At 70.7% G+C, this 25,139-nt stretch carries 21 protein-coding genes; 10 read left to right on the top strand and 11 right to left on the bottom strand.

The window, feature by feature from the left end; genetic code table 11:
- Nucleotides 1-37 precede the first annotated feature (37 nt).
- The 3 genes from ACZ7NC_RS06340 to ssd all read right to left on the bottom strand — a co-directional run bounded on the left by ACZ7NC_RS06340 (nucleotide 38) and on the right by ssd (nucleotide 3,803).
- Nucleotides 38-898, bottom strand: a complete 861-nt coding sequence (locus ACZ7NC_RS06340; protein ID WP_471485416.1) for a type II secretion system F family protein — start codon at nucleotides 896-898, stop codon at nucleotides 38-40.
- Nucleotides 899-1,041: 143 nt separating this feature from the next.
- Nucleotides 1,042-2,193 carry a TadA family conjugal transfer-associated ATPase gene (locus tag ACZ7NC_RS06345; RefSeq protein ID WP_471485817.1) on the bottom strand — a complete coding sequence of 384 codons (1,152 nt, stop codon included), beginning with the start codon at nucleotides 2,191-2,193 and terminating at the stop codon, nucleotides 1,042-1,044.
- A gap of 482 nt (nucleotides 2,194-2,675) precedes the next feature.
- Complete coding sequence (gene ssd / locus ACZ7NC_RS06350; protein WP_471485418.1) at nucleotides 2,676-3,803, bottom strand: septum site-determining protein Ssd; 1,128 nt, start codon at nucleotides 3,801-3,803, stop codon at nucleotides 2,676-2,678.
- Nucleotides 3,804-4,371: 568 nt separating this feature from the next.
- Here ssd and ACZ7NC_RS06355 point away from each other — a divergent pair.
- Entirely contained in the window at nucleotides 4,372-5,205 is an 834-nt protein-coding gene (locus ACZ7NC_RS06355) for an HAD family hydrolase (protein WP_471485420.1), read from the top strand.
- Nucleotides 5,206-5,657: 452 nt separating this feature from the next.
- Here the strand turns inward: ACZ7NC_RS06355 and ACZ7NC_RS06360 are convergent, their stop codons facing one another.
- Together ACZ7NC_RS06360 and ACZ7NC_RS06365 are read right to left on the bottom strand one after the other, a co-directional pair.
- Entirely contained in the window at nucleotides 5,658-6,482 is an 825-nt protein-coding gene (locus tag ACZ7NC_RS06360; protein WP_471485422.1) for a Fic family protein, read from the bottom strand.
- Nucleotides 6,483-6,713: 231 nt separating this feature from the next.
- A complete protein-coding gene (locus tag ACZ7NC_RS06365; protein ID WP_471485424.1) occupies nucleotides 6,714-8,024 on the bottom strand; it encodes a polysaccharide deacetylase family protein in 1,311 nt (436 codons plus the stop codon).
- A 297-nt stretch (nucleotides 8,025-8,321) separates the two neighbouring features.
- On the opposite strand from ACZ7NC_RS06365, the gene ACZ7NC_RS06370 reads away from it, so the two are divergent.
- The 6 genes from ACZ7NC_RS06370 (at nucleotide 8,322) to ACZ7NC_RS06395 (ending at nucleotide 16,785) form a co-directional block, all read left to right on the top strand.
- Nucleotides 8,322-10,943 (top strand): bifunctional SulP family inorganic anion transporter/carbonic anhydrase, encoded by a 2,622-nt coding sequence (locus ACZ7NC_RS06370; protein ID WP_471485819.1) that lies wholly within the window; start codon nucleotides 8,322-8,324, stop codon nucleotides 10,941-10,943.
- A gap of 319 nt (nucleotides 10,944-11,262) precedes the next feature.
- Nucleotides 11,263-13,221 (top strand): acetate--CoA ligase, encoded by a 1,959-nt coding sequence (gene acs / locus ACZ7NC_RS06375; RefSeq protein ID WP_471485426.1) that lies wholly within the window; start codon nucleotides 11,263-11,265, stop codon nucleotides 13,219-13,221.
- A gap of 292 nt (nucleotides 13,222-13,513) precedes the next feature.
- Nucleotides 13,514-14,965, top strand: a complete 1,452-nt coding sequence (gene nhaA / locus ACZ7NC_RS06380) for a Na+/H+ antiporter NhaA (protein WP_471485428.1) — start codon at nucleotides 13,514-13,516, stop codon at nucleotides 14,963-14,965.
- Between the two features lie 77 nt (nucleotides 14,966-15,042).
- Entirely contained in the window at nucleotides 15,043-15,540 is a 498-nt protein-coding gene (locus ACZ7NC_RS06385; RefSeq protein WP_471485430.1) for a phage holin family protein, read from the top strand.
- Entirely contained in the window at nucleotides 15,537-16,475 is a 939-nt protein-coding gene (locus ACZ7NC_RS06390; protein WP_471485432.1) for an alpha/beta fold hydrolase, read from the top strand. Before ACZ7NC_RS06385 ends, ACZ7NC_RS06390 begins: the two co-directional genes overlap by 4 nt.
- Before the next feature lie 127 nt (nucleotides 16,476-16,602).
- Nucleotides 16,603-16,785, top strand: coding sequence for a hypothetical protein (locus tag ACZ7NC_RS06395; RefSeq protein WP_471485434.1), 183 nt, complete (start codon nucleotides 16,603-16,605; stop codon nucleotides 16,783-16,785).
- A gap of 53 nt (nucleotides 16,786-16,838) precedes the next feature.
- Here ACZ7NC_RS06395 and ACZ7NC_RS06400 read toward each other — a convergent pair whose 3' ends face one another.
- The 3 genes from ACZ7NC_RS06400 to nth form a co-directional block, all read right to left on the bottom strand.
- Nucleotides 16,839-18,038, bottom strand: a complete 1,200-nt coding sequence (locus tag ACZ7NC_RS06400) for a MarP family serine protease (RefSeq protein WP_471485435.1) — start codon at nucleotides 18,036-18,038, stop codon at nucleotides 16,839-16,841.
- A gap of 120 nt (nucleotides 18,039-18,158) precedes the next feature.
- Nucleotides 18,159-18,854, bottom strand: a complete 696-nt coding sequence (locus ACZ7NC_RS06405) for an NUDIX hydrolase (protein ID WP_471485436.1) — start codon at nucleotides 18,852-18,854, stop codon at nucleotides 18,159-18,161.
- A gap of 153 nt (nucleotides 18,855-19,007) precedes the next feature.
- On the bottom strand, nucleotides 19,008-20,093 hold the full coding sequence (gene nth / locus ACZ7NC_RS06410; RefSeq protein WP_471485821.1) for an endonuclease III: 1,086 nt from the start codon (nucleotides 20,091-20,093) through the stop codon (nucleotides 19,008-19,010).
- 375 nt (nucleotides 20,094-20,468) lie between these two features.
- Between nth and ACZ7NC_RS06415 the strand changes: the two genes are divergently transcribed.
- The 3 genes from ACZ7NC_RS06415 (at nucleotide 20,469) to ACZ7NC_RS06425 (ending at nucleotide 23,378) form a co-directional block, all read left to right on the top strand.
- On the top strand, nucleotides 20,469-21,143 hold the full coding sequence (locus tag ACZ7NC_RS06415; RefSeq protein WP_030046018.1) for a Crp/Fnr family transcriptional regulator: 675 nt from the start codon (nucleotides 20,469-20,471) through the stop codon (nucleotides 21,141-21,143).
- Nucleotides 21,144-21,616: 473 nt separating this feature from the next.
- Entirely contained in the window at nucleotides 21,617-22,489 is an 873-nt protein-coding gene (locus tag ACZ7NC_RS06420) for an NUDIX hydrolase (protein WP_471485438.1), read from the top strand.
- Between the two features lie 58 nt (nucleotides 22,490-22,547).
- Nucleotides 22,548-23,378, top strand: coding sequence for an MBL fold metallo-hydrolase (locus ACZ7NC_RS06425; RefSeq protein WP_471485440.1), 831 nt, complete (start codon nucleotides 22,548-22,550; stop codon nucleotides 23,376-23,378).
- Nucleotides 23,379-23,415: 37 nt separating this feature from the next.
- On the opposite strand, the gene ACZ7NC_RS06430 is transcribed toward ACZ7NC_RS06425, so the two are convergent.
- The 3 genes from ACZ7NC_RS06430 to ACZ7NC_RS06440 all read right to left on the bottom strand — a co-directional run bounded on the left by ACZ7NC_RS06430 (nucleotide 23,416) and on the right by ACZ7NC_RS06440 (nucleotide 25,102).
- Nucleotides 23,416-24,258, bottom strand: a complete 843-nt coding sequence (locus tag ACZ7NC_RS06430) for a nucleotidyltransferase domain-containing protein (RefSeq protein WP_471485442.1) — start codon at nucleotides 24,256-24,258, stop codon at nucleotides 23,416-23,418.
- Between the two features lie 218 nt (nucleotides 24,259-24,476).
- Nucleotides 24,477-24,944 (bottom strand): RidA family protein, encoded by a 468-nt coding sequence (locus ACZ7NC_RS06435; protein ID WP_471485443.1) that lies wholly within the window; start codon nucleotides 24,942-24,944, stop codon nucleotides 24,477-24,479.
- Complete coding sequence (locus tag ACZ7NC_RS06440; protein WP_003975360.1) at nucleotides 24,941-25,102, bottom strand: DUF4177 domain-containing protein; 162 nt, start codon at nucleotides 25,100-25,102, stop codon at nucleotides 24,941-24,943. Before ACZ7NC_RS06440 ends, ACZ7NC_RS06435 begins: the two co-directional genes overlap by 4 nt.
- Nucleotides 25,103-25,139 lie beyond the last annotated feature (37 nt).

Raw genomic sequence — 25,139 nt, forward strand, 5'->3', positions numbered from 1 at the left:
GCCACCTCCTCCTCACGTCCTCGCTGGACTGGGGTCCTCACACCGCCTCCGCGCCCCGCACGATCCGCGTCGCCCACCACATCCCCACCCCCTCCAGCACTCCGCCGACGACGAGGCAGGCGATCCCCGCCCCGGTGTGCAGCAGCACATGCAGCGGATCGGCCCCCATGGCGGCACCGAGCAGCAGCCCCAGGACCGGCAGCCCGGCGAGCATCGCCACCGTCGACCTGGCCCCCGCCAACTGGGCGCGCAGATCAGCCCGTTGGTCCCGCTCGGCCCGCAGCGCCCCTTCCAGCCGGTCGAGTCCGGCCGCGAGCCCCGCGCCCTGATCCACGGCCACCCGCCAGCACGCTGCCAGGCCCGACAGGCCCTCTGCGCCCGGCTGCCGTGCCGCCGAGGTGAGCGCGCCCGGCACATCCCCGCCGAACCTCGCCGCCGCCAGCACCGCCGACTGCGCCTCACCGAGCCCACCGGAGTCCCGGGCCGCCCGCAGCAACGCCTCACCCGGCTGTCGCCCGGCCCGCACTTCCCCGGCGAGCGCCGCGCACAGCGCGATCACCGCGTCCCCGTGCCGCTCCCGCGCCCGCCGCGCCTCTTGGGCCAGCCGTACCCGCCGCAGCAACGGCACCCCGGCCGCCCCCGCGACGACGGGCAGCACCGACGACCCCAGCACTGCCAGCACCAGCCCGACGGCCGGCGCCCACCACTCGGCCCGCATCCGCCCCCGCAATCGCCGCAGATCCCCTGCCAGCCGCCGCCAGTCGGGCGGCCCGGCACCCACCGCCCCACCTCCCGCAAGCAGCAACTGCGCCCGCCGAGCCTCGGAGTTCTGCCCGCCCAGCAACCAGACCGCCACGCCGAGGCACAGCACGGCCACGCCCGCCGACACCTCACCCACTCAAATCACCGAACCCCTCACGACCACCGAATCCCTCACCGCTGCCGCGTTCCTCACGGCCGCCGCGTGCCTCACATCCACCGCGGTCCTCACCATCACCGCGGTCGTCCAAGGCACTCGCAGCCCCGCGACCACGACGCCCTTCATTCGCCCGCACTCCGAAGCAACCCCCGCAACCGCTCCCACCCCCGCTCGTACGCGAACGCCTCCTCGCCCCACCGCAGCGCCGGCACCGTCCGCACCAACCCCGACGAGTCCCGCTCCAGCACATGCACCTCGGCGATCCGCCGACGCCCGCTCCGGTCCCGTACGAGATGCAGTACGACCGACAGCGCGGCCGCCAACTGGCTGTGCAGCGCAGCCCGGTCGAGCCCTGCCGCCGTGCCGAGCGCTTCCAGCCGAGCGGGCACATCGCCCGCCGCGTTCGCGTGGACGGTCCCGCATCCGCCTTCGTGGCCGGTGTTCAACGCGGCCAGCAGATGCACCACTTCGGGTCCGCGCACCTCGCCCACGACGAGCCGGTCCGGCCGCATCCGCAGCGCCTGCCGGACGAGGTCCTCAAGGGTGACCAGACCGGCGCCCTCCTGATTGGCGGGTCTGCTCTCCAGCCGTACGACGTGCGGATGGTCCGGCCTGAGCTCCGCGGAGTCCTCGGCGAGCACGACCCGCTCGCCCGGCCCGACCAGACCGAGCAACGCGCTCAGCAGCGTGGTCTTGCCCGTGCCGGTGCCGCCGCTGATGAGGAAGGACAGTCGCGCGTCGACCAGAGCCCGCAGCACCCGGTCCCCTCCCGGCGGCACTGTGCCCGCCGCGACCAGTTCGTCGAGCGTGAACGCCCGTGGTCGTACCACTCGCAGCGACAGGCACGTACAACCGATGGCGACCGGTGGCAGCACCGCGTGCAGACGGGTGCCGTCGGGCAGGCGGGCGTCCACCCAGGGCCGGGCGTCGTCCAGTCGCCGCCCGGCCACCGCCGCGAGGCGCTGCGCGAGGCGTCGTACGGCCGCCGCGTCCGGGAAGGACACGGACGTCAGCTCCAGGCCGCCGCCCCGGTCCACCCAGACTCGGTCCGGCGCCGACACCAGCACGTCGGTCACCGACGGATCGGCGAGTAGCGGCTCCAGCGGGCCGCTCCCGACCAGTTCGGAGCGCAACTGCTCGGCCGCCCCGAGGACTTCGGCGTCCCCCAGCACCCTGCCCTGCTCCCGCAGCGCCTGCGCCACGCGCGCGGGTGTCGGCTCGCCCCCGCTCTCCGCCAGCCACTGCCGCACCCCGTCGAGCAGCTCCGACGGCATGCCCGCCCCGGCCACAGTTCCGACCGACGCCCACCGCACACCCTGCGGACCGGTCCGGTCTGCCGAGTCCCGCCGCACCTCGGCCGACTCCCGCCAGGACACGGCCGTACTCACCACGGCCTGCGACAGCCCTAGGTCGTGGCCACCCGAGCCTCCCGACGCCGATCGCGACGCGCCCGCGATTGCCCTGCCGTCGGATACCCTCCGCCGCCCGGACGGACGTACGCCACCACCCGACGCCCACCGCAGCGCACCCGTACTCACACTGCGGCCAGACGCCCCGTCGTGGCCCGCTCCCGCGCGCGCCCCACGATCAGCCGCCCACCGAGGCGTCCTCCGCGCCGCACCACTCCCCTCCCCTCCAACCCCCGTCCCGTCGGCCACCGCCCCGCCCGATCGCCCCCGCTCAACCACCGACTGCACCGACTCCACCAAACCAGCCACGCCGCCACCACTGCCCCGATCAATCCCCACGCCCGCACTCATCCCGCCCTCGCCTCCAGCAACGCCCGCTCCCAGAACTCCCGGCAGAACCGCGCAAGCGGCCCCCGTGCCGCCGCGCCCGGTGGTTCCTTGCTCTCGTGCGGCCGCAGCAGCGCCGGCTCGACCGGCACCTCACCCACCAGGGGCAGCTCCAGCAGCCGGGCCACCTCGTGGTCGTCGAGCCCGGGTGCGTACGGGCCGCGCACGGCCACCCGCAGGTCCCGTAGGACCAGCCGGACGGCGGAGGCCACTTGGCGGGCGGCGGCGACGGCGCGCAGTTCGGCGGGGACCACGAGGATCCCGACGTCGAGCTGGGCGAGCGCCTCCGCGACCCCGTCGTCGATGCGACGGGGCAGGTCGACGACGACGGCACCGCCCCGACGCCTGGCCGCGGCGAGCACGGCACGCATCGCCTGCGGCGGAACGGCGACGCACTCGCCGCGATCCCAGCTCAGGACCCGCAAGGAGTGCAGTTTCGGCAGCGACTCCTCCAGCGCCCCGCTGCCGAGCCGTCCGCGCGAGCCGGCGAACGAGGGCCAGCGCAGCCCTTCGGCCGCTTCACCGCCGAGCACGACGTCGAGTCCGCCGCCCAGCGGGTCGGCGTCCACGAGCAGCGTGCGCAGCCCTTCACGCGCGGCGGTGACGGCGAGGGCGCACGCGAGCGTGGAGGCTCCGGCGCCACCGCGGCCGCCGATGACGCCGACGGTGAGGGCAGGCCTGCCGACGCCCTCCGCCACGTCGGCAATGCGGTCGACCAGCCATTGCTCGCCGTCGGGCAGCATCAGGACATGGTCGGCGCCGATCTCGACGGCCCGGCGCCAGACCCCGGCGTCGTCCTGGTCCCGTCCGACGAGCACCACTCCGCGCCTGCGTCCGGCCCCGCGTACGCGGCGGGCGGCGTCGTCACCGACCAGGACGAGCGGCGCGGCCTCCCAGCTGCTTCTGGGCTCGGGCACCCCGTGGTGGACCTCGGGTGTGGCGCCGGCCGCGGCGCACAGGCGCAGCAGGTCGTCGAGCAGTTCGGCGTCCTCCGTGACGATCAACGGCTTGCCCGGCCGCCCGTAGGCGGCGTGCGGCGGATCGTGTGTGACGGCTGCGGTCACGGTTTCCGTCCCCCTTCGCTGCATCACTCGCGCAGCCCTGCGGCCCCGCGATTCCCATACGTGTGAAGAACCGGCAACCGGCCTCCATATGAACGGCCGATGCGAACCGGCCAAACACGCCCGACTAAGCAGAACCGGCCATGAAGTCGGTCGAGCGGGACGTGTTGGAATCACCGTGCAGCGATCCCGGAAATCGTGTGGATCTTGGTCGATAACTGTGGACAACTCGGCAGTTGTGAATATCGCCGTCACCCAAACCGGTGACCCCGCACCGGCCCGTGTGCGACCCGTGTGCGACTTCCGCAGAGCAGCACGACGACTACACACGGTTACGAATCATGGACATGCCGAACAGGCCGCACGCAGCGACCTCGCACCGGCCTCGCGGCCGCACACAGAAGAGGAAAACCCACCCGGACATGCGACGACCCCCGCCGGGGGGGAGAGCGGGGGTCGTCTCCACGGCCGACTCGGGGGGGGAGGAGTCGGACCGGGTTAGCACGGTCGCGAACGATCCGTGACTTCCATGGTGTACCCGAGAGCCCTCTCAGGCAAACCCACGCGCCCACCTTACGCCGAATGGGCTGCCCCTATGCTCAGGGCCGTGGAAAACCACTCCTTGCCCCGCACAGCGGCCTTCTTTGACCTGGACAAGACGGTCATTGCGAAGTCGAGCACGCTCACCTTCAGCAAGTCGTTCTACCAAGGCGGTCTGATCAACCGCAGGGCCGCCTTGCGTACCGCATACGCCCAGTTCGTCTTCCGCGTGGGCGGTATGGACCATGATCAGATGGAGCGCACGCGCAAGTACCTCTCCGCGCTCGTCCGCGGCTGGAACGTCCAGCAGGTCAAGGAGATCGTCGCCGAGACGCTTCACGACCTGATCGACCCGATCATCTACGACGAGGCCGCCTCCCTCATCGAGGAGCACCACACCAAGGGCCGCGACGTGGTGATCGTGTCCACGTCGGGAGCCGAGGTGGTCGAGCCGATCGGCGAGTTGCTCGGCGCCGACCGTGTGGTGGCCACGCGCATGGTCGTGGGCGAAGACGGCTGCTTCACCGGGGAGGTGGAGTACTACGCCTACGGCCCGACGAAGGCCGAAGCGATCAGGGAACTGGCAAAGTCCGAGGGCTACGACCTCGACCGCTGCTACGCATACAGCGACTCGGCGACCGATCTGCCGATGCTGGATTCGGTCGGGCATCCGCACGCGGTGAACCCGGACCGCGCGCTGCGCCGCGAGGCACTCGCGCGCGGGTGGCCGATTCTCGACTTCCATCGCCCGGTCCGACTCAAGCAGCGGATCCCCTCCTTCTCCGTACCGCCGCGCCCGGCCCTCGTCGCGGCCGCCGCCATAGGAGCAGCCGCGGCCACCGCCGGCCTTGTCTGGTACGCGAACCGACGCCGTACGGCGCCCGCCTGACCTGCGCTCCCGCATTCCCTAAGCCGCGCTCGACAAATCGATGTCCGTTTGAAGCGATTTGAGAGCAAAAGTAAAGAACTGCGGACAGGCCTTCCGCTTGGTTGTGACCTGGAGTACAAAGGAGTCAACGGCTCGCGAGACCAAGGACATCCGAGAGGATCACCTTTAATACGCATTTGGCCCCACGGACCCAGCATGAACATCGAGCACCCACGCGACGTCGACCCGTCGATTACGGGCCAGCCGCACCAGGTGACGGGCAATGTTCCCGACCTGATGGGCAATATATCGAGGACGCTTGGTAACCCGGTGAACATGCCAGCGGCGGTACGAATCCTCGTACCGCCGCAACTCTTGTGGGTCCCCACTCGCGGCTTCCCACGCACGGCTTCCCAACGCGCGCTCTTGTCGGCGCGTCACACCACGCATCACGCGCGCGTGCGTGATGCCGGTTACGCCGCCCCGCGCTGCAACGCCTCGCACACCGCCGTCGACTCGCGCGCCCCGAGCTCGATCGCCCTGCCGCAGTGGGAGATCCACGCGGCCACACCCTCGGGGGTGCCGGAGACGTAGCCGTCGAGGGCCGCCAGATACGCCGCGCGGCCCAGTTCGGCGTGGCCGACCTCGGCCGGGCAGACGGACTTCGGGTCCAGGCCGCTGCCGACCAGGACGATGCGCTCGGCCGTGCGCGCGACCAGGCCGTTGTGGGAGGTGAAGGGGCGCAGCGCGAGAAGCTCGCCGTGCACCACGGCGGCCGTCACCAGGGCCGGCGCCGCACCGCCGGCGATGATCAGCTCGGACAGCCCCTCCAGCCGGCCGTGCACCTCCGCCGCGCCCGGCAGCGGCAGCTCGACCAGCGGCTCCTCGACCGCCTCGCCCTCCTGACGCGGGCGCCCGACCTCGTCGCCCTTGCTCGCCGCTGCCACCAGGTGCAGCCGGGCCAGCACGCGCAGGGGCGACTGCCGCCAGATGGACAGCAGTTGGCCCGCCTCGGCCGTCAACCGCAGGGCCGCACCCATGGTCCGGGCCTCGTCGTCACCGCTGAAGTCGGTACGCCGGCGCACCTCTTCGAGCGCCCAGTCGGCGCCGGACAGCGCACCGGAGCCACGAGCGCCGCGCAGGGCCGCCTCGGAGGTGATCTCGTTGCTGCGGCGCCGCATGATCCGGTGCCCGTAGACCCGGTCCACCGCCTTGCGCACGGACTCCACGGACTCGGGCACCCCGGGCAGTGAACCGAGGGCCGCGAGCGGATCGGCGGACGCACCTGTCGTACTCATGAGTACGACATTACGCACCCCGGCCCCGCACCCCGCGATCGAGTGGCCTTCTTCACGCACGCCTGCCCCATACAGCTAGCGAGAGACCACTGTGCGTGAACAGGAGGATCACTTCCCTCGGAAAGGCGGCAACGGCAAGACGAGCCTGTCCTCCCTGCTCATCCGCCATCTCGCGACCCCTGGCGGGCCCGTCACAGCCATGACGCCGACATCAACCAGCACGAGCGACCCCTACGGCTTGCCCGCCGACGCCCCGGGCACCCCCTTCGGAGCCGGGGCCGGACGCCCGGACAGGAAGGACGCCCAGCCCTCCTTCGGGGCCTGGCCCACGTCCAGGGTGCGCAGCTTCTTCAGCGTCGCCGGGTCCTGGGCGTCCAGCCAGTCTGCGAGCTGCCGGAACGACACACAGCGCACGTCGGGTTTGTTGCAGACGGCCTCGACGACCTCCTCTACGGCACGCATATAGGTGCCGCCGTTCCAGGACTCGAAGTGGTTGCCGATGATCAGCGGCGCGCGATTGCCGTCGTAGGCCCGGCGGAAGCCCATGAGCAGGGCGTTCCGCATCTGCTCGCCCCAGAACTCGTGCTTGTCGGGGTCGCCCTGGGTCGCGGTGCCGGACTGGTTGACCATGAAGTTGTAGTCCATGGTGAGCTGCTCGTAGGAGTGCCCGGGGAACGGCACCAGCTGCATCGACAGGTCCCACAGGCCCTCGCTCTTCCTGGGCCAGAGCTGGTTGTTGACACCGCTGGAGTCATAGCGGAAGCCCAGCTCACGCGCTGCCTTGACGAAGTTCCTCCGGCCTTCCAGGCAGGGTGTGCGGGCGCCGATGAGCTCCTTGTCGTAGTCGAAGGGCAGCGGCGCCGCTTTCGTGGCGCCGGTATTGGTCTTCCAGGACTTGACGAATCGTTTCGCCTGAACGATCTCGTCCTTCCACTCCTCCACCGACCACTCGCCGACCCCACCGCCGCTGCCGCAGAAATGGCCGTTGAAGTGGGTGCCGATCTCGTTGCCCTCCAGCCACGCGTGACGCAGCTGCTGCACGGTGTCGGCGATGCCCTCCTCGTCGTTGAAGCCGATGTCGGAGCGGCCCGGGGAGTGCTGTGGCGGGCGATACAGGTCGCGTTTGTGGTCCGGCAGCATGTAGACGCCGCTGAGGAAGTAGGTCATCGTCGCGTTGTTGGCCTTGGCGACCTCGCGGAAGTGGGAGAACAGCTTCTGGCTGTCCTCGCCGGCGCCGTCCCAGGAGAACACCACGAACTGCGGGGGCTTCTGACCGGGCTTCAGTCGCTCGGGCATGGGCAGATGCGGCTGCACACCGGTGTAGGCGGTGGACCCGTCGCCGATCAGGCGGATCGCGGTACGGGGCGCGGGCGCCGCGGGCTTCGGCTTGTGCGGTCCGGGCGCTGCGTGCCCGGTGGCGTCATGGCTGCTCGCACATCCGGCGAGCGACGCGGCGCAGACCGCGGCGGCAGCGGTGCCCGCGGCGATCCTGTGCGTCGCGGCGATGGTGCGGGGGGCGGCGAACCTGCGGGTGGCGGCCATGTTCCGTCCACCTTCTTCCTTCTCTCGGGTGCCGACGGCGCCGCCAAGGTCGCATGGGACAGAGAAGGAATTAATACGACAAGCCGACTAATGAGCCACTTCACTCTTCAGGGGGATTTATTAGTCCATTTGCTCGGAAAAACTATTCCCTCCCTTTACTCTGCATTACGATCCGTTTACCGACAGTTGCATCCCGCCACTGCACGCCGTGACCACACGGCCGCGACCCGACCCCTCGCCCCCGAGCGGGGGGACCCCCAGTTCCGCGACCGCGCTGCCCCGGAGGAGACGGGAAACATGTCAGCCTGCGTTCCCACCCGCGCCGACGAACCACGTCGAGAGAAGCGCATCCACGAGCCCCACAGTCCACCCCCGAGCCGGCCCCGCCGCCCTCGTGTCGCGGGCGCCGATGTATCGGCCTCGATCGCGGTCTTCCTGATCGCACTCCCTCTGTCCCTCGGCATCGCCCTCGCCACCGGCGCGCCCCTCCAGGCCGGCCTCGTCGCCGCCGCCGTCGGAGGGCTCGTCGCCGGACGCCTCGGCGGTGCCCCGCTCCAGGTGAGCGGCCCCGCCGCCGGACTCACCGTCGTCACCGCCGAACTCATCCAGCGATACGGCTGGCGCACGACCTGCGCCATCACCGTCCTCGCGGGCTTCGCCCAACTCGGCCTCGGCCTGCTGCGCGTGGCGCGCACCGCGCTCGCAGTCAGCCCCGCCATCGTGCACGGCATGCTCGCGGGCATCGGCGTCACCATCGCCGTGGCCCAGCTGCACATCGTCCTCGGCGGCGTCCCGCACAGCTCGGTCCTGGACAATCTGCGGGAGCTGCCCGCCCAGTTGGCCGGTGTGCATCCCGCCGCCCTCTCGGTGAGCGTGCTGACCCTCGCCCTGCTGGTGCTCTGGCCCCGGCTCCCGGGCCGGATCGGCCGGTTGCTGCGCAAGGTGCCGACCCCGCTCGTCGCCGTCGCCGTCGCCACCACGACCGCCTCGCTCGCCGGCCTCCGTCTGCCCAAGGTCGACCTGCCGTCCTGGAGCAGCCACGCGCTGGCCACCCTTCCCAAGGGCCCTGTACTCGGCCTGATCGCCGCCGTGCTCACCATCACGCTGGTGTGCAGCGTCCAGTCGCTGCTCGGCGCGGTCGCCGTGGACAAACTGGTGGCCGGCCGCCCGGAGCTGTCCGCCCGTGTCGGACGCTCGGACCTGGACCGCGAACTGCTCGGTCAGGGCGCCGCCAATGTCGTCTCCGGCGCGCTCGGCGGGCTGCCCATCGCGGGCGTCGCCGTACGCAGTTCCGCGAATGTGCAAGCCGGTGCCGTCAGCCGGAACTCCACGATGTTGCACGGCGTTCTCGTAGTAGTCGCCGCGCTGCTGATGGTCCCGATCCTGGAGTTCATCCCGCTCGCCTCGCTCGCCGCCCTGGTGATGGCCGTCGGCATCCAGATGGTGTCCCTGCACCACATCCGCACGGTGACGCGCCACCGAGAGGTGCTGGTCTACGCCGTCACCACTCTCGGCGTGGTGCTCCTCGGCGTCCTTGAGGGTGTGGCGCTGGGAATCGCCGTGGCCGTCGGAGTCGCCCTGCACCGCCTCACCCGCACCCGGATCACCCATGACGAGCAGGAAGGAGTCCATCACGTACATGTACGAGGTCAGTTGACCTTCCTCGCGGTGCCGCGGCTCAGCCGGGCCCTGCATCTCGTACCCCAAGGCGCCCACGCCGTGGTGGAGTTGGACGGGTCGTTCATGGACCACGCGGCGTACGAGTCACTGCAGGACTGGCAGAACACACAGACGGCGCACGGCGGCACAGTCGAGCTGGTCGGCCGCAGGGCCGGAGTCCGGATCGGTGAGCCGACGGGACCTTCCGGCCTGCACGCCGCCATCGGGAGGATCGCGGAGGAGCCGGCCGACTGCCGCTGCCACCCCTGGACGCCCTGGCGCAACCACCAGTGCGAGATCCCGGAGACCGTCCCGCCCCGCGACGGACAGTCCCGGGAAGCGCGGGCGACCTGCGCCGACGGCACCCACGGCTCCGGCACGCCCTCCGACGCCGACGTCCCCACCGGCACCGGCGAACTCGACCCGATCGGCGGGAGCGGCGGAGCCGACGGAACGACCGACTCGGGTCGCCCCATCGAGCCCGGTCGCCTCGTGGAAAGCGTCGCCGAAGCAAGCGGAGGCGACACAGCCTCAGTCACCGCCACAGTCACAGACGTAGCTACCGGCGGAGCCACCGACGGCAGCCGACCGAGTGCACGTCAACTGGCCCGCGGCATCAGCGCGTTCCAGCGCAACACCGCGCCCCTGGTGCGGGGCGAGCTGGCGCGGCTGGCGCGTGAGGGACAGCAGCCCTCGCAGCTGTTCCTCACCTGCGCCGACTCACGGCTGGTCACGTCGATGATCACCTCCAGTGGTCCCGGCGACCTGTTCGTGGTGCGCAACGTGGGCAACCTTGTCCCGCTGCCCGGCCAGGAGAGCGGGGACGACTCGGTGGCGGCCGCGATCGAGTACGCGGTGGACGTGCTCCGGGTGCGGTCGATCACGGTGTGCGGGCACTCCGGGTGCGGCGCCATGCAGGCGCTGCTCACCTCCGATCCCGGCGGCCCGCAGACCCCGCTCAGGCGCTGGCTGCGGCACGGGCAGCCGAGCCTGGAGCGGATCGCCGACGAGAGCCGGCCGTGGGCCAGACTCGCCGGGCGGGCGCCGGCAGACGCGGTCGAGCAGCTCTGTCTGACGAACGTGGTCCAGCAGTTGGAGCATCTGCGCGCCCATGAGTCGGTGAGCCGGGCCCTGCGGGCAGGGGCGCTGGAGCTGCACGGGATGTACTTCCACGTGGGTGAGGCGCAGGCGTATCTGCTGGCCGAGGGGCTCGCGGACGAGGTGTTCGACCACGTAGGGGTGGCGGATCTCTCGGCCTGACCAAGGAAGTATGCGCGGCCCCGCTCGGAGCGGGGCCGCGCTTCGCTTGGGGCCGTTCGAGCGCAGCCGCGCTCACCATGGGGCCGGGTTTCGCCTGCGTCCGGCCGGAATGTGAAAGGGATAACAGACCTGAACCGCGTCCGGTCGGCGTCCGTGGAAACGGATGACCCCGGCACCGGCGACGGCACCGGCGACGGCTCGGGCCTCACCCCCCGCCGACAGGTCTAAACCAATTTTCTGTCGACCCTTGTCATCGGACCCCCGGGTCTGATGAGCTGTGGCCTGGGACACAACGGACACCCTGGGAAAGGGAGATGTCGTGAGCAACGAAAGCCTGGCCAACCTGCTGAGGGAAGAGCGCAGGTTCGCACCCCCCGCCGACCTGGCCGCAGGCGCCAACGTCACGGCGGAGGCGTATGAACAGGCCAAGGCTGACAGGCTCGGCTTCTGGGCCGAGCAGGCCCGTCGGCTGACCTGGGCCAAGGAGCCGACTCAGACACTGGACTGGTCGAACCCGCCGTTCGCGAAGTGGTTCAAGGACGGCGAGCTGAACGTCGCGTACAACTGCGTGGACCGGCATGTGGAGGCCGGGCTCGGCGACCGGGTCGCCATCCACTTCGAGGGCGAGCCCGGCGACAGCCGCGCCATCACCTACGCCGAGCTCAAGGACGAGGTCTCCAAGGCGGCCAACGCCCTGCTGGAGCTGGGTGTTCAGAAGGGCGACCGGGTCGCCGTCTATATGCCGATGATCCCGGAGACAGCGGTCGCGATGCTGGCCTGCGCCCGGATCGGCGCCGCCCACTCGGTCGTCTTCGGCGGGTTCTCGGCGGACGCCCTCGCCACCCGTATCCAGGACGCGGACGCCAAGGTCGTCATCACCTCCGACGGCGGCTACCGGCGCGGCAAGCCGTCCGCGCTCAAGCCGGCCGTCGACGAGGCTGCCAACAAGGCGGGCAATGTCGACCATGTGCTCGTCGTACGCCGTACCGGCCAGGATGTCGCCTGGACCGAGGGCCGTGACGTCTGGTGGCACGAGATCGTCGAGCGGCAGTCCGCCGATCACACCCCCGAGGCCTTCGACGCCGAGCACCCGCTGTTCATCCTGTACACGTCCGGTACGACGGGTAAGCCGAAGGGCATCCTGCACACCTCCGGCGGCTACCTCACCCAGACCGCGTACACGCACCACGCCGTCTTCGACCTCAAGCCGGAGACTGACGTGTACTGGTGCACCGCCGACGTCGGCTGGGTCACCGGCCACTCGTACATCGTGTACGGGCCGCTGGCGAACGGCGCGACGCAGGTCATGTACGAGGGCACCCCGGACACCCCGCACCAGGGCCGGTTCTGGGAGATCGTGCAGAAGTACGGGGTGACCATCCTGTACACGGCGCCGACCGCGATCCGTACGTTCATGAAGTGGGGCGACGACATCCCCGCGAAGTTCGACCTCAGCAGCCTGCGCGTGCTGGGTTCCGTGGGTGAGCCGATCAACCCCGAGGCGTGGATCTGGTACCGCAAGCACATCGGGGCCGACAAGACGCCGGTCGTCGACACCTGGTGGCAGACCGAGACCGGCGCGATGATGATCTCGCCGCTGCCGGGCGTCACCGAGGCCAAGCCCGGTTCGGCCCAGCGTCCGCTGCCCGGCATCTCCGCCACCGTCGTCGACGACGAGGCGAACGAGGTGCCCAACGGCGGGGGCGGCTATCTGGTGCTGACCGAGCCGTGGCCGTCGATGCTGCGCACCATCTGGGGCGACGACCAGCGGTTCATCGACACGTACTGGTCGCGGTTCGAGGGCAGGTACTTCGCCGGTGACGGGGCGAAGAAGGACGACGACGGGGACATCTGGCTCCTCGGGCGCGTGGACGACGTCATGCTCGTGTCGGGCCACAACATCTCCACCACCGAGGTCGAATCCGCCCTGGTCTCCCACCCGTCCGTCGCCGAGGCGGCAGTCGTCGGTGCCGCCGACGAGACGACCGGGCAGGCGATCGTCGCCTTCGTGATCCTGCGCGGTACGGCCAACGCCGAGGACGAGAACCTCATCGCCGACCTGCGCAACCACGTCGGCGCCACGCTCGGCCCGATCGCCAAGCCGAAGCGGATCCTGCCGGTCGCGGAGCTGCCCAAGACCCGCTCCGGCAAGATCATGCGCCGGCTGCTGCGGGACGTCGCCGAGAACCGCCAGCTCGGTGACGTGACGACGCTGACCGACTCGACCGTCATGGACCTCATCCAGGCAAAGCTCCCGGCAGCGCCGAGCGAGGACTGAGCACGACCGATCTCTGATCACGACCGATCTCTGATCACGGCCGCGAACTGATCACGGGCGAGAACTGATCGCGGCCGACGACTGGTCACGGCCACCGAGGGCACCCGGCAATGGCGCGCCGGGTGCCCTTCGTGTACGTACCGTGGAGATCGACGGATGCACTTCCCGCGCGCACCCGCGCGCACGTTCGCGCAACCTTAGGTAAGCTAAGGAAAACAAACGCGTCCTCAGGTGTGCCGGGAAGTCTGGTCGGCAAGTGTCCCGTCCTGCCCACCGACCGGAGGTCTCCCCCGTGGCCGCGCCCCGCACCCCCACTCCCGCTTCCGCTCCCGCCCGCAAGGTCTTCGGACGGCTGTCCCTCCCCGAGCGGAACTTCGTCGCGGAAGCGCTGCGCACCGAGACCGTCGGCGGTGTGCTGCTGCTCGTCGCCGCGATCACCGCGCTGGTCTGGGCGAACGTCCCCGCACTGCGCGACAGCTACGAGACCGTCGGCCACTTCCACCTGGGCCCCGAGGCGCTCGGACTGAACCTGTCCGTCGAGCACTGGGCCGCCGACGGACTTCTCGCGATCTTCTTCTTCGTCGCCGGTATCGAGCTCAAGCGTGAGCTGGTGGCCGGCGATCTCAAGGACCCCAAGGCGGCCGTCCTCCCGGTCGTCGCGGCACTGTGCGGGATGGCGGTGCCGGCGCTCGTCTACACGCTGACCAGCTTCACCGGGGGCGGCTCGCTGGAGGGCTGGGCGGTCCCGACCGCCACGGACATCGCCTTCGCGCTCGCCGTGCTCGCTGTGATCGGCACCTCGCTGCCGAGCGCCCTGCGCGCCTTCCTCCTCACCCTCGCCGTGGTCGACGACCTGTTCGCGATCCTGATCATCGCGATCTTCTTCACGTCACAGATCCACTTCGCCGCGCTCGGCGGCGCTGTCGTGGGACTGGTCGTCTTCTGGCTGCTGCTGAAGAAGGGCGTACGCGGGTGGTACGTGTACGTCCCGCTCGCCCTCGTCATCTGGGGGCTGATGTACAACAGCGGCGTCCACGCCACCATCGCGGGCGTCGCGATGGGCCTGATGCTGCGCTGCCATCGGCACGAGGGCGAGGAGCTTTCCCCCGGTGAGCGCATCGAGCATCTCGTACGCCCCCTGTCGGCGGGGCTCGCCGTCCCCCTGTTCGCACTGTTCAGCGCCGGTGTCGTCGTCTCCGGCGGCGCGCTCGGCGAGGTGTTCACCCGGCCGGAGACGCTCGGGATCGTGCTCGGGCTGGTGGTCGGCAAGACGATCGGCATCTTCGGCGGTACGTGGCTGACGGCACGTTTCACCAGGGCCTCGCTCAGCGACGACCTGGAGTGGGCCGACGTGTTCGCGGTGGCCACCCTCGCCGGCATCGGCTTCACCGTGTCGCTGCTCATCGGCGAGCTCGCCTTCGTGGGCAACGCCGCGCTGACCGACGAGGCCAAGGCCGCGGTTCTCCTGGGCTCCCTCATCGCGGCGACCCTGGCGACGGTGCTGCTGAAGATACGTAACGCCAAGTACCGCGGGATGGTCGAGGCCGAGGAGCGCGACGATGACGAGAGCGGCATTCCCGACATCTACGAAGAGGACGAGCCGGAGTACCACCTGCGCATGGCCGCCATCCACGAACGCAAGGCCGCCGAGCACCGCCGCATCGCCGAGGAGAAGGTCGCCGCGCGCCACGCGCTTGCCGAAGTAGCGGGCAGGGCAGGCGAGGAGGAGCACCGTCGGGCATGATCTGACGGGACGGTACAAAGACGGAACCGTACGCAGTCAGGCAGAAGACGGAACCGTACATGACGAGGGAGACCGCGATGAGCGCACCCGACGGCAGCCCGGTCGGCGCCGAACGCAGCATCGGCCAGCTGTTCGCCACGGCGACGACCGAGATGTCGGCGCTGGTGCATGACGAGATCGCACTGGCGAAAGCGCAACTCAAGCGGGACGTCAAGCGCGGCGCGACGAGCGGCGGCGCGTTCACGATGGCCGGCGCCGTGCTGGTGTTCTCGCTTCCGATGCTGAACTTCGCCCTCGCGTACGGCATCAGGACCTGGAGCGACTGGAACCTCGCGATCTGCTTCGTGCTGTCCTTCGCGGCAAATGTCCTTGTCGCCGGTGTCCTCGCGCTGATCGGCGTCTTCTTCGCGAAGAAGGCCAAGAAGAGCCAGGGCCGGCAGAATGTCGCCGCCTCGATGAAGGAGACGGCGGGCGTCCTGCAGAAGGCCAAGCCGCACCCGCGTCCGGCCTCCGCGCCGGAGCTGGAGGACCGGGCGCCCGCGGCCATCGAGGCTGTGGCACGCTCGTCGTCATGACGGATCCCGCCGCTCCTTCGGCTCAACCCTCCTCGGTCGTCAGACCGGATGGTCCCTGGACACACAGGGACGTGGCCGCCAATGGTGCGCGCTTCCACATCGCCGAACTGGGCGACGGACCGCTGGTGCTGCTGCTGCACGGCTTCCCGCAGTTCTGGTGGGCCTGGCGGCATCAGCTCGTCGCGCTCGCCGACGCGGGCTTCCGGGCCGTCGCCATGGACCTGCGCGGCGTCGGCGGCAGCGACCGCACCCCGCGCGGTTACGACCCGGCCAACCTCGCCCTCGACATCACCGGCGTGGTCCGCTCCCTCGGCGAGCCCGACGCCGCGCTGGTCGGCCACGACCTGGGCGGATATCTGGCGTGGACGGCGGCCGTGATGCGCCCCAAGCTGGTACGGCGGCTCGCGGTCTCCTCCATGCCGCACCCCAGGCGCTGGCGCTCGGCGATGCTCTCCGACGTCAAGCAGACGAGTGCGAGTTCCTACATCTGGGGGTTCCAGCGGCCCTGGATTCCCGAGCGGCAGCTGACGGCCGACGACGGGGCGCTCGTGGGCCGACTGGTCCGGGACTGGTCGGGCCCGCGGCTGCCGGACGACGACGCGGTGGAGACATACCGCCGCGCGATCTGCATCCCGTCCACGGCGCACTGCTCCATCGAGCCGTACCGCTGGATGGTGCGCTCACTGGCCCGCCCCGACGGCATCCAGTTCAACCGCCGCATGAAGCGCCCGGTGCGCGTGCCGACCCTGCATCTGCACGGCTCCCTCGACCCTGTCATGCGCACCCGCAGCGCGGCCGGTTCGGGCGAGTACGTCGAAGCGCCGTACCGCTGGCGGCTGTTCGACGGGCTCGGGCACTTCCCGCACGAGGAGGACCCGGTCGCCTTCTCCACCGAGCTCATCAACTGGCTCAAGGATCCCGAACCCGATCGGTGACCGCGCCGATGCGCCCGGTATCCGGATCTGAACACGTGTACTACGAACAGCCAATTGCCTGGCGCATAGGCCAATTGGGGGCGCCAGAGGCGGTTATCGATCGTGGGGCAGGGGCAGACGTCGGGGTATGGGCTGGACGCACGACTACAGTGACGCAGCACGCAACCGCCGCTCGGCCAGTGGGCTGAGCTCCCACCAGCGGGGTGCTGCCCCGCAGATGCCGGGCTCGGATCTCCGGGTGGGCATTCCGCGCATTCTGCGCCGCCGGGCCCGCTGGGTCTCGGTACGCCTGCGCCACCCGCGCGGCTGACCGGCCGCCGCCTTTCCACCTCAGGGCACGCCCCCTGACCGGGGCTCACCGGCCTACAGCGCGCAGCTGTCGCTGTCCACCTGCTGGTTGGCGGTACGCCCCTTGGCGATGTCCTCCTGGATCTCGTCCGCGGTGAGCGCGTAGCCGGTCTTGGCGTCGTCGAGGGACTTGGCGAAGACCACGCCGTACACCTTGCCCTGGGGCGTGAGCAGCGGGCCGCCGGAGTTGCCCTGGCGGACGGTCGCGTACAGCGAGTAGACATCACGGCGCACGGTGCCGCGGTGGTAGATGTCCGGACCGTTGGCCGGCAGCCGCCCGCGCACCCGCGCGGCACGCACGTCGTACGCGCCGTTCTCCGGGAAGCCCGCGATGATCGCGCTGTCGCCGCTCTCGGCGTCGGTGGCCGTGAACCGCAGCGCGGGCGCGTCCATGTCCGGTACGTCCAGTACGGCGATGTCGCGCTCCCAGTCGTAGAGGACGACCTTCGCGTCGTACCGCCTGCCCTCGCCGCCTATCTGGACGGTGGGTTCGTCGACGCCGCCGACCACATGCGCGTTGGTCATGATGCGGCGGTCGGCGAAGACGAAGCCGGTGCCCTCCAGGACCTTGCCGCAACTCGTCGCCGTGCCCATGACCTTGACGATGGAACGCTTGGCGCGGGTGGCCACCGGGCTGTTGGCCAGGGCCGGGTCGGGCGGCTGGACCTCGTTGATCGGCTCATTGGAGAACGGGCTGAAGACCTGCGGGAAGCCGTTCTGCGCGAGCACGGTGGAGAAGTCCGCGAACCAGGTGTCCGCCTGGTTGGGCAGCGCCCGCGAAACACCGAGCAGCACCTTGGAGCTACGGACCTCCTTGCCGAGCGTCGGCAGCGTCGTCCCGGCGAGGGCGGAGCCGATCAGCCAGGCCACCAGCAGCATCGCGACGACATTGACGAGGGCGCCGCCGGTCGCGTCCAGGGCGCGGGCCGGGGACCAGGTGATGTACCGGCGCAGCTTGTTGCCGAGGTGGGTGGTCAGGGCCTGGCCGATGGAGGCGCAGACGATGACGACGACGACCGCGACGACGGCGGCGGTCGTGCTGACTTCGGCGTTGTCGGTCAACGCGTCCCAGATGACCGGGAGTAGATAGACCGCCACCAGGCCGCCGCCCAGAAAGCCGATCACCGACAGGATGCCGACGACGAAGCCCTGGCGATAGCCCACGATCGCGAACCACACGGCGGCGACCAGCAGCAAGATGTCCAGCACGTTCACCGATTCAGGCCTCGCCTCGTCACTCTCCGGTCCCCCCAGCTCGACCGGGGGCCCGGCCCGTCGCACAGCGGAAATCGGACAGGGCGGACCCCGGGAAAACACAGCACGGCAGACACCCTGTCATGACCGCCAGTCGAGCGGGACTTGGTTACCCCGGTCCCAGGGCCGCTCCCACCCCGAGAAATGGAGCAGACGGTCGATGATCCCGGCCGTGAAACCCCACACCAGCGCCGATTCGACCAGAAATGCCGGACCTCTGTGACCGCTGGGGTGGACGGTGGTGGCGCGGTTGTCGGGATTCGTGAGATCCGCCACGGGGACGGTGAAGACGCGGGCCGTCTCGTTCGGATCGACGACGTCGACCGGGCTCGGATCCCGCCACCAGCCCAGCACGGGCGTGACGACGAAGCCGCTGACCGGGATGTACAGCTTGGGCAGCACACCGAAGAGCTGGACGCCGTCCGGATCGAGCCCGGTCTCCTCCTCGGCCTCGCGAAGAGCGGCCCGCAGCGGCCCGTCGCCCTGCGGGTCGCCGTCCTCGGGGTCGAGGGCACCACCGGGGAACGACGGCTGTCCGGCATGCGACCGCAGCGAACTGGCCCGCTCCATCAGCAGGAGCTCGGGCCCACGCTCGCCCTCACCGAAGAGGATCAGCACGGCGGACTGACGCCCCGCCCCGTTCTCCGGCGGCAGGAACCGGCTCAGCTGCACCGGCTCCACGGTCTCCACGACCCGCACCACCGGCTCCAGCCACTCCGGCAACCCGTCCTTGCTGACCACCACCGACCCGTCCTGCGTATCACTCGCCCGCGTCATCGCCACCCCCGTCGTCCTGTCGAGTCCAACGCCCGAGGGCACCTAGATCGTTCCGATTCGGCGATACGACCGCCCCGGTGTCGGCCTTCGCCTTCGCACGGAGCCCGTCTGCCCGCCCGACAGTGCCCCGCCCCCTCCTGCTCGCTCGCTCCGTCATCCGGCCCCCAGCGGCGGGGCGGCTTTCCCACCCGCGTCCAGATAGGCCTGCGGCGGATTGAGCCGCTGCCCCGGGAAGCCGCCCTTCTCGTACTTGAGGAGCTTCTTCGCCTTCTCCGGGTCCGTCTCGCCCTCGCCGTACGCCGGGCAGAGCGGCGCGATGGGACAGGCGCCGCAGGCGGGCTTGCGGGCGTGGCAGATGCGGCGGCCGTGCCAGATCACATGGTGCGAGAGGTCGGTCCAGTCGCTCTTCGGGAACAGCGCGCCGATCTCGGCCTCGATCTTGTCCGGGTCGGTCTGCGCGGTCCACTCCCAGCGCCGCACCAGCCGCTGGAAGTGCGTGTCCACGGTGATGCCGGGCCGGCCGAAGGCGTTGCCCAGCACGACGAAGGCGGTCTTGCGCCCGACGCCGGGCAGCTTGACGAGATCCTCCAGCCGCCCCGGCACCTCCCCTCCATGGTTCTCCACCAGCGCCTTCGACAGTCCCATGACCGACTTGGTCTTGGCCCGGAAGAACCCGCACGGCCGGAGGATCTCCTCGACCTCCTCGGGGTTGGCGGCGGCCAGGTCCTCGGGGGTGGGGTACTTGGCGAACAGCGACGGGGTCGTCTGGTTCACGCGCAGGTCGGTGGTCTGGGCGGACAGAACGGTGGCGACCACGAGCTGGAAGGGGTCGTCGAAGTCCAGCTCCGGGTGGGCGTAGGGGTAGACCTCGGCGAGCTCGCGGTTGATACGCCGGGCTCGACGGACCAGAGCGGTGCGGGACTCGGCCGTGGGGGGCTTGGCGGCGACGGTCTTGACCGGGGAGGCCCCCTTCACGGGGGCGGTGGCCTTCTCCGGGACGATGGCGGGCTTTTTGCTGAGGGCCTTCGTCGTGGTGGCCTTCTTGGTGGTCGTCTTCTTGGTGGCCGTCTTCTTGGCGGTCGTCTTCTTCGCGGAGGCGGCCGTCTTGGTGGTCGTCTTCTTCGCGGAGGCGGTCTTCTTGGTGGCAGCAGTCTTCCTGGCCGGCGTGGCCTTCGTGGCAGGGGCGGCCTTCGCGGCGGCCGACTTCCCCGCCTTCTCCGTTTTCTCCGCCTTGTCCACCTTCTTCACCACCGCTTTCTCGCCATCGACAGCCGTCCCGCCCGGCGCCGATTTCTCCGCTTTCGCCGCTTTCCTTCCGCCACCGGGGTCCTGTTCGCCCACAGCGGAATCTCGACGTACAACCACCCGCCCAGCCCCCTTGGCCTGTGCTCTCACCGGCGATTTGGACACCCGGCCAGCCTAAAGCCCGACACTGACATCCGCCCCGGACCCTGAAGATCGGCCCCCAATTGGACCCCTGCCGCTTACCTCGGGACACCTGTGCGGCATCCTTGTGACAGATCACACTGTTTGGACCGTCCGGCAAAATGGGGAACACGGTCCCCTGGTACGCGGGGGAGCGATCCCCTGAGCAGGTCGACAAGGAGAGAACTCGTGGACGACCCTCTGCGGCGCAATCCGCTCTTCGCGGCTCTCGACGACGAGCAGTCCGCGGAACTGCGTGCCTCCATGAGTGAGGTGACCCTCGCGCGTGGCGACTCCCTCTTCCACGAGGGCGACCCGGGCGACCGGCTCTACGTCGTCACCGAGGGCAAGGTCAAGCTCCACCGCACGTCCCCCGACGGCCGCGAGAACATGCTCGCCGTCGTCGGCCCCGGCGAGCTCATCGGCGAGCTGTCCCTGTTCGACCCGGGCCCGCGCACGGCGACCGCCACCGCGCTGACCGAGGTCAAGCTGCTGGGCCTGGGCCACGGCGACCTCCAGCCCTGGCTGAACGCCCGCCCCGAGGTGGCCACCGCGCTGCTGCGCGCCGTCGCCCGCCGACTGCGCCGCACCAACGACGCGATGTCCGACCTCGTCTTCTCGGACGTCCCCGGCCGTGTGGCGCGCGCGCTGCTCGACCTCTCCCGCCGCTTCGGTGTGCAGTCCGAGGAAGGCATCCACGTCGTCCATGACCTGACGCAGGAGGAGCTGGCCCAGCTGGTCGGCGCGTCCCGTGAGACGGTCAACAAGGCTCTGGCGGACTTCGCGCAGCGTGGTTGGCTGCGGTTGGAGGCTCGTGCGGTGATCCTTCTGGACGTGGAGCGGTTGGCGAAGCGGTCGCGATAGACCCATCGAGCCGTACGACACCGGGGTCCCCCTCATTGCGAGGCGGGGCCCCGTTGTGGTTGAACGTGGTGGTTTCTCGCCCCCGCCGCCCCTACCCGTCCCGTCCCCAGGGGCTCCGCCCCTTCGACCCCACCAGGGGGCTCCGCCCCCTGGACCCCCGTCGGTCCTGAACGGGCCTCGTCCTCAAACGCCGGACGGGCTGGATGGCGCGGACCGGCGTCGAGGAGGAGGCGTACCCCCACGGGCCGGTAGTCGCGTACGGCGGCAAGGGGACGTGCCGGGGGGGGTGTCCGCCCGCAGCGGCGGGCGTCAAGAAACGTCCCCTCTCTGCCCGACGGCAACCGCCCGACCGAGGACGGACACCCCCCGGCACGGCCCCGACCCACCCACCAAACCGTCGGCGCTACGAGCACCCCAGGCACCCCACCCAGCCACCCCTCGAACATCCGCCCACCACGAGATAGCCTCCGCCCATGGCAAACGGGCAGTGGTACCCACCGGAGTGGCCAGACCGTATCCGTGCGCTCGCGGAAGGAAGCCTCACCCCCGTCGCTCCGAAACGGGCGGCCACGGTCATGCTGCTCAGGGACACCGGCACCGGCACCAGCCCGTCCGTGCACATGCTCCGCCGCCGCAGCTCCATGGCCTTCGCCGGCGGCGCGTACGCCTACCCCGGCGGCGGCGTGGACCCGCGCGACGAGCAGCAGATCCACTGGGCCGGCCCCACGCGCGCGTGGTGGGCACAACGGCTCGGCGTGGCGGAGGCGGAAGCCCAGGCCATCGTCTGTGCCGCCGTACGGGAGACATACGAGGAGGCGGGCGTCCTGCTCGCCGGCCCCACCGCCGATTCCGTCGTCGGCGACACCACCGGCGACGACTGGGAAGCGGACCGCGCGGCCCTGGTCGCCCGCGACGTCTCGTTCGCCGAGTTCCTGGACCGCCGAGGCCTGGCGCTACGTTCCGACCTCCTGGGCGCCTGGACCCGCTGGATCACCCCGGAGTTCGAACCCCGCCGCTACGACACGTGGTTCTTCGTCGCCGCCCTCCCGGAGGGCCAGCGCACCCGCAACGCCTCCACCGAAGCCGACCGCACGGTGTGGATCCGTCCCGCGGACGCCGCCGCCTCGTACGACAAGGGCGAGCTGCTGATGATGCCGCCCACCATCGCGACATTGCGCCAGCTCACCGCGTACGACAGCGCCGCCGAGGCCCTCGCCGCAGCACCCACCCGCGACCTCACGCCCGTACTGGCACAGGCCCGCCTGGAAGACGGCGAGATCGTCCTCGCCTGGCCCGGCCACGACGAGTTCACGAAGCACATCCCAACCGGCGGAGCCCCCGCATGACCGTGCACGCAACCCCCACAGCGCCCGCACCGCCCGCAGCCCCGGAAGGCCCCCACGCATGACGGACGCAGCAGCCCTCCCCGGCCAGCCGCGAGGCGGGGTCCTCACCGGCCCCGCCACCCCCCGCGCCGTCAACGTCCTCGCACCCAACGCCTCCGCGATGACGCTGGACGGCACCAACACCTGGCTCCTCTCGGAGCCCGACTCCGACCTGGCCGTCGTCATCGACCCCGGCCCCCTCGACGACGGCCACCTGCGCAACGTCGTCGCCATGGCCGAGAAGTCCGGCAAGCGCATCGCCCTGACCCTGCTCACCCACGGCCACCCGGACCACGCCGAGGGCGCCGTACGCTTCGCCGAACTCACCGGTACGCGCGTGCGTGCCCTCGACCCGGCGCTACGGCTCGGCGACGAAGGGCTCAGCGCCGGGAACGTGGTCAACGTCGGCGGACTGGAGCTGCGGGTCGTACCTACGCCCGGACACACCGCCGACTCCCTCTCCTTCCACCTCCCCGCCGACCAGGCCGTCCTGACCGGCGACACGATCCTGGGCCGCGGCACGACGGTCGTGGCGCACCCCGACGGCCGCCTCGGCGACTACCTGGACTCGCTGCGACGGCTCAGGTCCCTCACGGTCGACGACGGCGTGCACACCGTGCTCCCGGGCCATGGGCCCGTCCTGGAGGACGCGCAGGGCGCGGTCGAGTTCTACCTCGCCCATCGCGCCCACCGCCTCGCCCAGGTCGAGACGGCCGTCGAGGACGGCTACCGCACCCCGGCCCAGGTCGTCGCCCATGTGTACGCGGACGTGGACCGCTCCCTGTGGCCGGCGGCCGAGCTGTCGGTACGGGCACAGCTGGACTACCTGGAGGAGCACGGCCTCATCTAGCCCGCACCCTCCCCATCCAGCCCGCGCCCACCCCCCTCTAGCCCCCACCCGCCCCCACGTCATCAGGCCGCGGCGCCTTGACGCCATGCACGCGCGCGTACTCCCCCGCAAGCCACGGCCCAAGATCATCGACGTACGACCGGAGAACACTCGCGTCACCCGTCGGCTCACACCCCAGCCCCGCCGCGACCTTCATCTGCTCGCCCCGCGCGGGGTAGTACGACCCGAACACCTCGGCCATCTCCGCCAGATCACTGGTCCACCCGCCCCACCGAGGCATGACCAGCGTGAACCCCGTCCGTACCAGACGCCGCGACATGAACCGGACGAGCGGCCGGCGCGCGTCATCGCTGTCGTCGGCGCCAGCGATGCGCGCCCGCCACCGAGGCAGCAGGAGGGCGAGATCGCCGTTCGTCTCGCGCGCGAGCAGCGTGTCGGGCCGGTAGCGCGGCAGATACTCGGCGAGATCCTCCCCCAGCAGGGGCGTGCACAGACAGGCGACGAACCACCCGCCGTCGTACCTCTCCAGCTCGCTCAGCAACTGTCCGCGGCTGCTGACCAGCGTCCCCGACCCGTCGATCTGCGCGAACTCCTTGTCCAGCCCCTCGTCGAGCACGCGCGCGTCCGCCCGGTCCGCCTCGGTCGGCTCCTCGCGCAGGGCGACCAGCAGATCCAGGTCGCTGCGCCCCACGCGCGCGGTGCCGCGCGGGATCGACCCGTAGAGATAAGCACTGTGCAGCCGCGCCCCGAACACGTCCAGAACGCGGTCCCGCGCGGCGGCGACGACGGGCCTGAAGTCGCGGGAAACGCGCGCGAGGGACCCTTCGCGCGCGATGTACCCCTGGGCGTCGAGCCCTTTGCGGAGAACAGTCTCGGCCATGGGGCCACTGTGCCCTGCCGGGAGGCCCGGCAGCGGCTCATTTTCGCCGCCGCTCAGCGATGTTCAGCCTGTCCGGGCAGCCTGTCCGGGCATCATCCCGGACAGGCTGCTGCGATCCCCACCGGGCCGCCGCGACACGACAGTCGGCATACGACGGCTTCGCCGCCGAGCCGCCACCGATTCACCGGCCCGCTGCCGCCGATTTCCCGCCGAAGGCTCTACGCCCCCGCCAGCTCCACCTGAACCTCGACCTCCACCGGCGCGTCCAGCGGCAGCACCGCCACGCCCACCGCACTGCGCGCGTGCACGCCCTTGTCGCCGAGGACCTCCGCCAGGAGCTCGCTCGCGCCGTTGATGACACCTGGCTGCCCCGTGAAGTCGGACGCCGACGCCACGAACCCCACGACCTTCACCACGCGTGCGATCCGGTCCAGGTCGCCCGCCACCGACTTCACGGCCGCGAGGGCGTTCAGGGCGCAGATACGGGCGAGGTCCTTGGCCTCCTCGGCGGTGACCTCCGCGCCCACCTTGCCGGTGACCGGAAGCTTGCCCTCCACCATGGGCAGCTGGCCGGCGGTGTAGACGTACACCCCCGACTGGACCGCCGGCTGGTACGCGGCGAGCGGCGGCACGACCTCCGGGAGCGTCAGGCCCAGCTCGGCGAGCTTCGTCTCGACCGCGCTCATGCCTGCTTCTCCCGCTTCAAATAGGCCACGAGCTGCTCGGGGTTGTTCGGCCCGGGCACGACCTGGACGAGCTCCCAGCCGTCCTCGCCCCAGGTGTCCAGAATCTGCTTCGTAGCGTGGACGAGCAGCGGCACGGTTGCGTATTCCCACTTGGTCATGTGGCCGACTTTATCCGTTGCCCGGAAGGTGCCGTGC

This window comes from Streptomyces sp. NPDC111802 (assembly GCF_055634335.1).

Bases quoted from the DNA above. Each gene is read 5' to 3' on its own strand.
- ACZ7NC_RS06345 (WP_471485817.1), bottom strand. From the start codon at position 2,193: ATGCCGTCGGAGCTGCTCGACGGGGTGCGGCAGTGGCTGGCGGAGAGC.
- ssd (WP_471485418.1), bottom strand. From the start codon at position 3,803: ATGCAGCGAAGGGGGACGGAAACCGTGACCGCAGCCGTCACACACGAT.
- ACZ7NC_RS06355 (WP_471485420.1), top strand. From the start codon at position 4,372: ATGCTCAGGGCCGTGGAAAACCACTCCTTGCCCCGCACAGCGGCCTTC.
- ACZ7NC_RS06360 (WP_471485422.1), bottom strand. From the start codon at position 6,482: ATGAGTACGACAGGTGCGTCCGCCGATCCGCTCGCGGCCCTCGGTTCA.
- ACZ7NC_RS06365 (WP_471485424.1), bottom strand. From the start codon at position 8,024: ATGGCCGCCACCCGCAGGTTCGCCGCCCCCCGCACCATCGCCGCGACG.
- ACZ7NC_RS06370 (WP_471485819.1), top strand. From the start codon at position 8,322: ATGTCAGCCTGCGTTCCCACCCGCGCCGACGAACCACGTCGAGAGAAG.
- ACZ7NC_RS06385 (WP_471485430.1), top strand. From the start codon at position 15,043: ATGAGCGCACCCGACGGCAGCCCGGTCGGCGCCGAACGCAGCATCGGC.
- ACZ7NC_RS06390 (WP_471485432.1), top strand. From the start codon at position 15,537: ATGACGGATCCCGCCGCTCCTTCGGCTCAACCCTCCTCGGTCGTCAGA.
- ACZ7NC_RS06395 (WP_471485434.1), top strand. From the start codon at position 16,603: ATGGGCTGGACGCACGACTACAGTGACGCAGCACGCAACCGCCGCTCG.
- ACZ7NC_RS06405 (WP_471485436.1), bottom strand. From the start codon at position 18,854: ATGACGCGGGCGAGTGATACGCAGGACGGGTCGGTGGTGGTCAGCAAG.
- ACZ7NC_RS06420 (WP_471485438.1), top strand. From the start codon at position 21,617: ATGGCAAACGGGCAGTGGTACCCACCGGAGTGGCCAGACCGTATCCGT.
- ACZ7NC_RS06425 (WP_471485440.1), top strand. From the start codon at position 22,548: ATGACGGACGCAGCAGCCCTCCCCGGCCAGCCGCGAGGCGGGGTCCTC.
- ACZ7NC_RS06430 (WP_471485442.1), bottom strand. From the start codon at position 24,258: ATGGCCGAGACTGTTCTCCGCAAAGGGCTCGACGCCCAGGGGTACATC.
- ACZ7NC_RS06435 (WP_471485443.1), bottom strand. From the start codon at position 24,944: ATGAGCGCGGTCGAGACGAAGCTCGCCGAGCTGGGCCTGACGCTCCCG.
- ACZ7NC_RS06440 (WP_003975360.1), bottom strand. From the start codon at position 25,102: ATGACCAAGTGGGAATACGCAACCGTGCCGCTGCTCGTCCACGCTACG.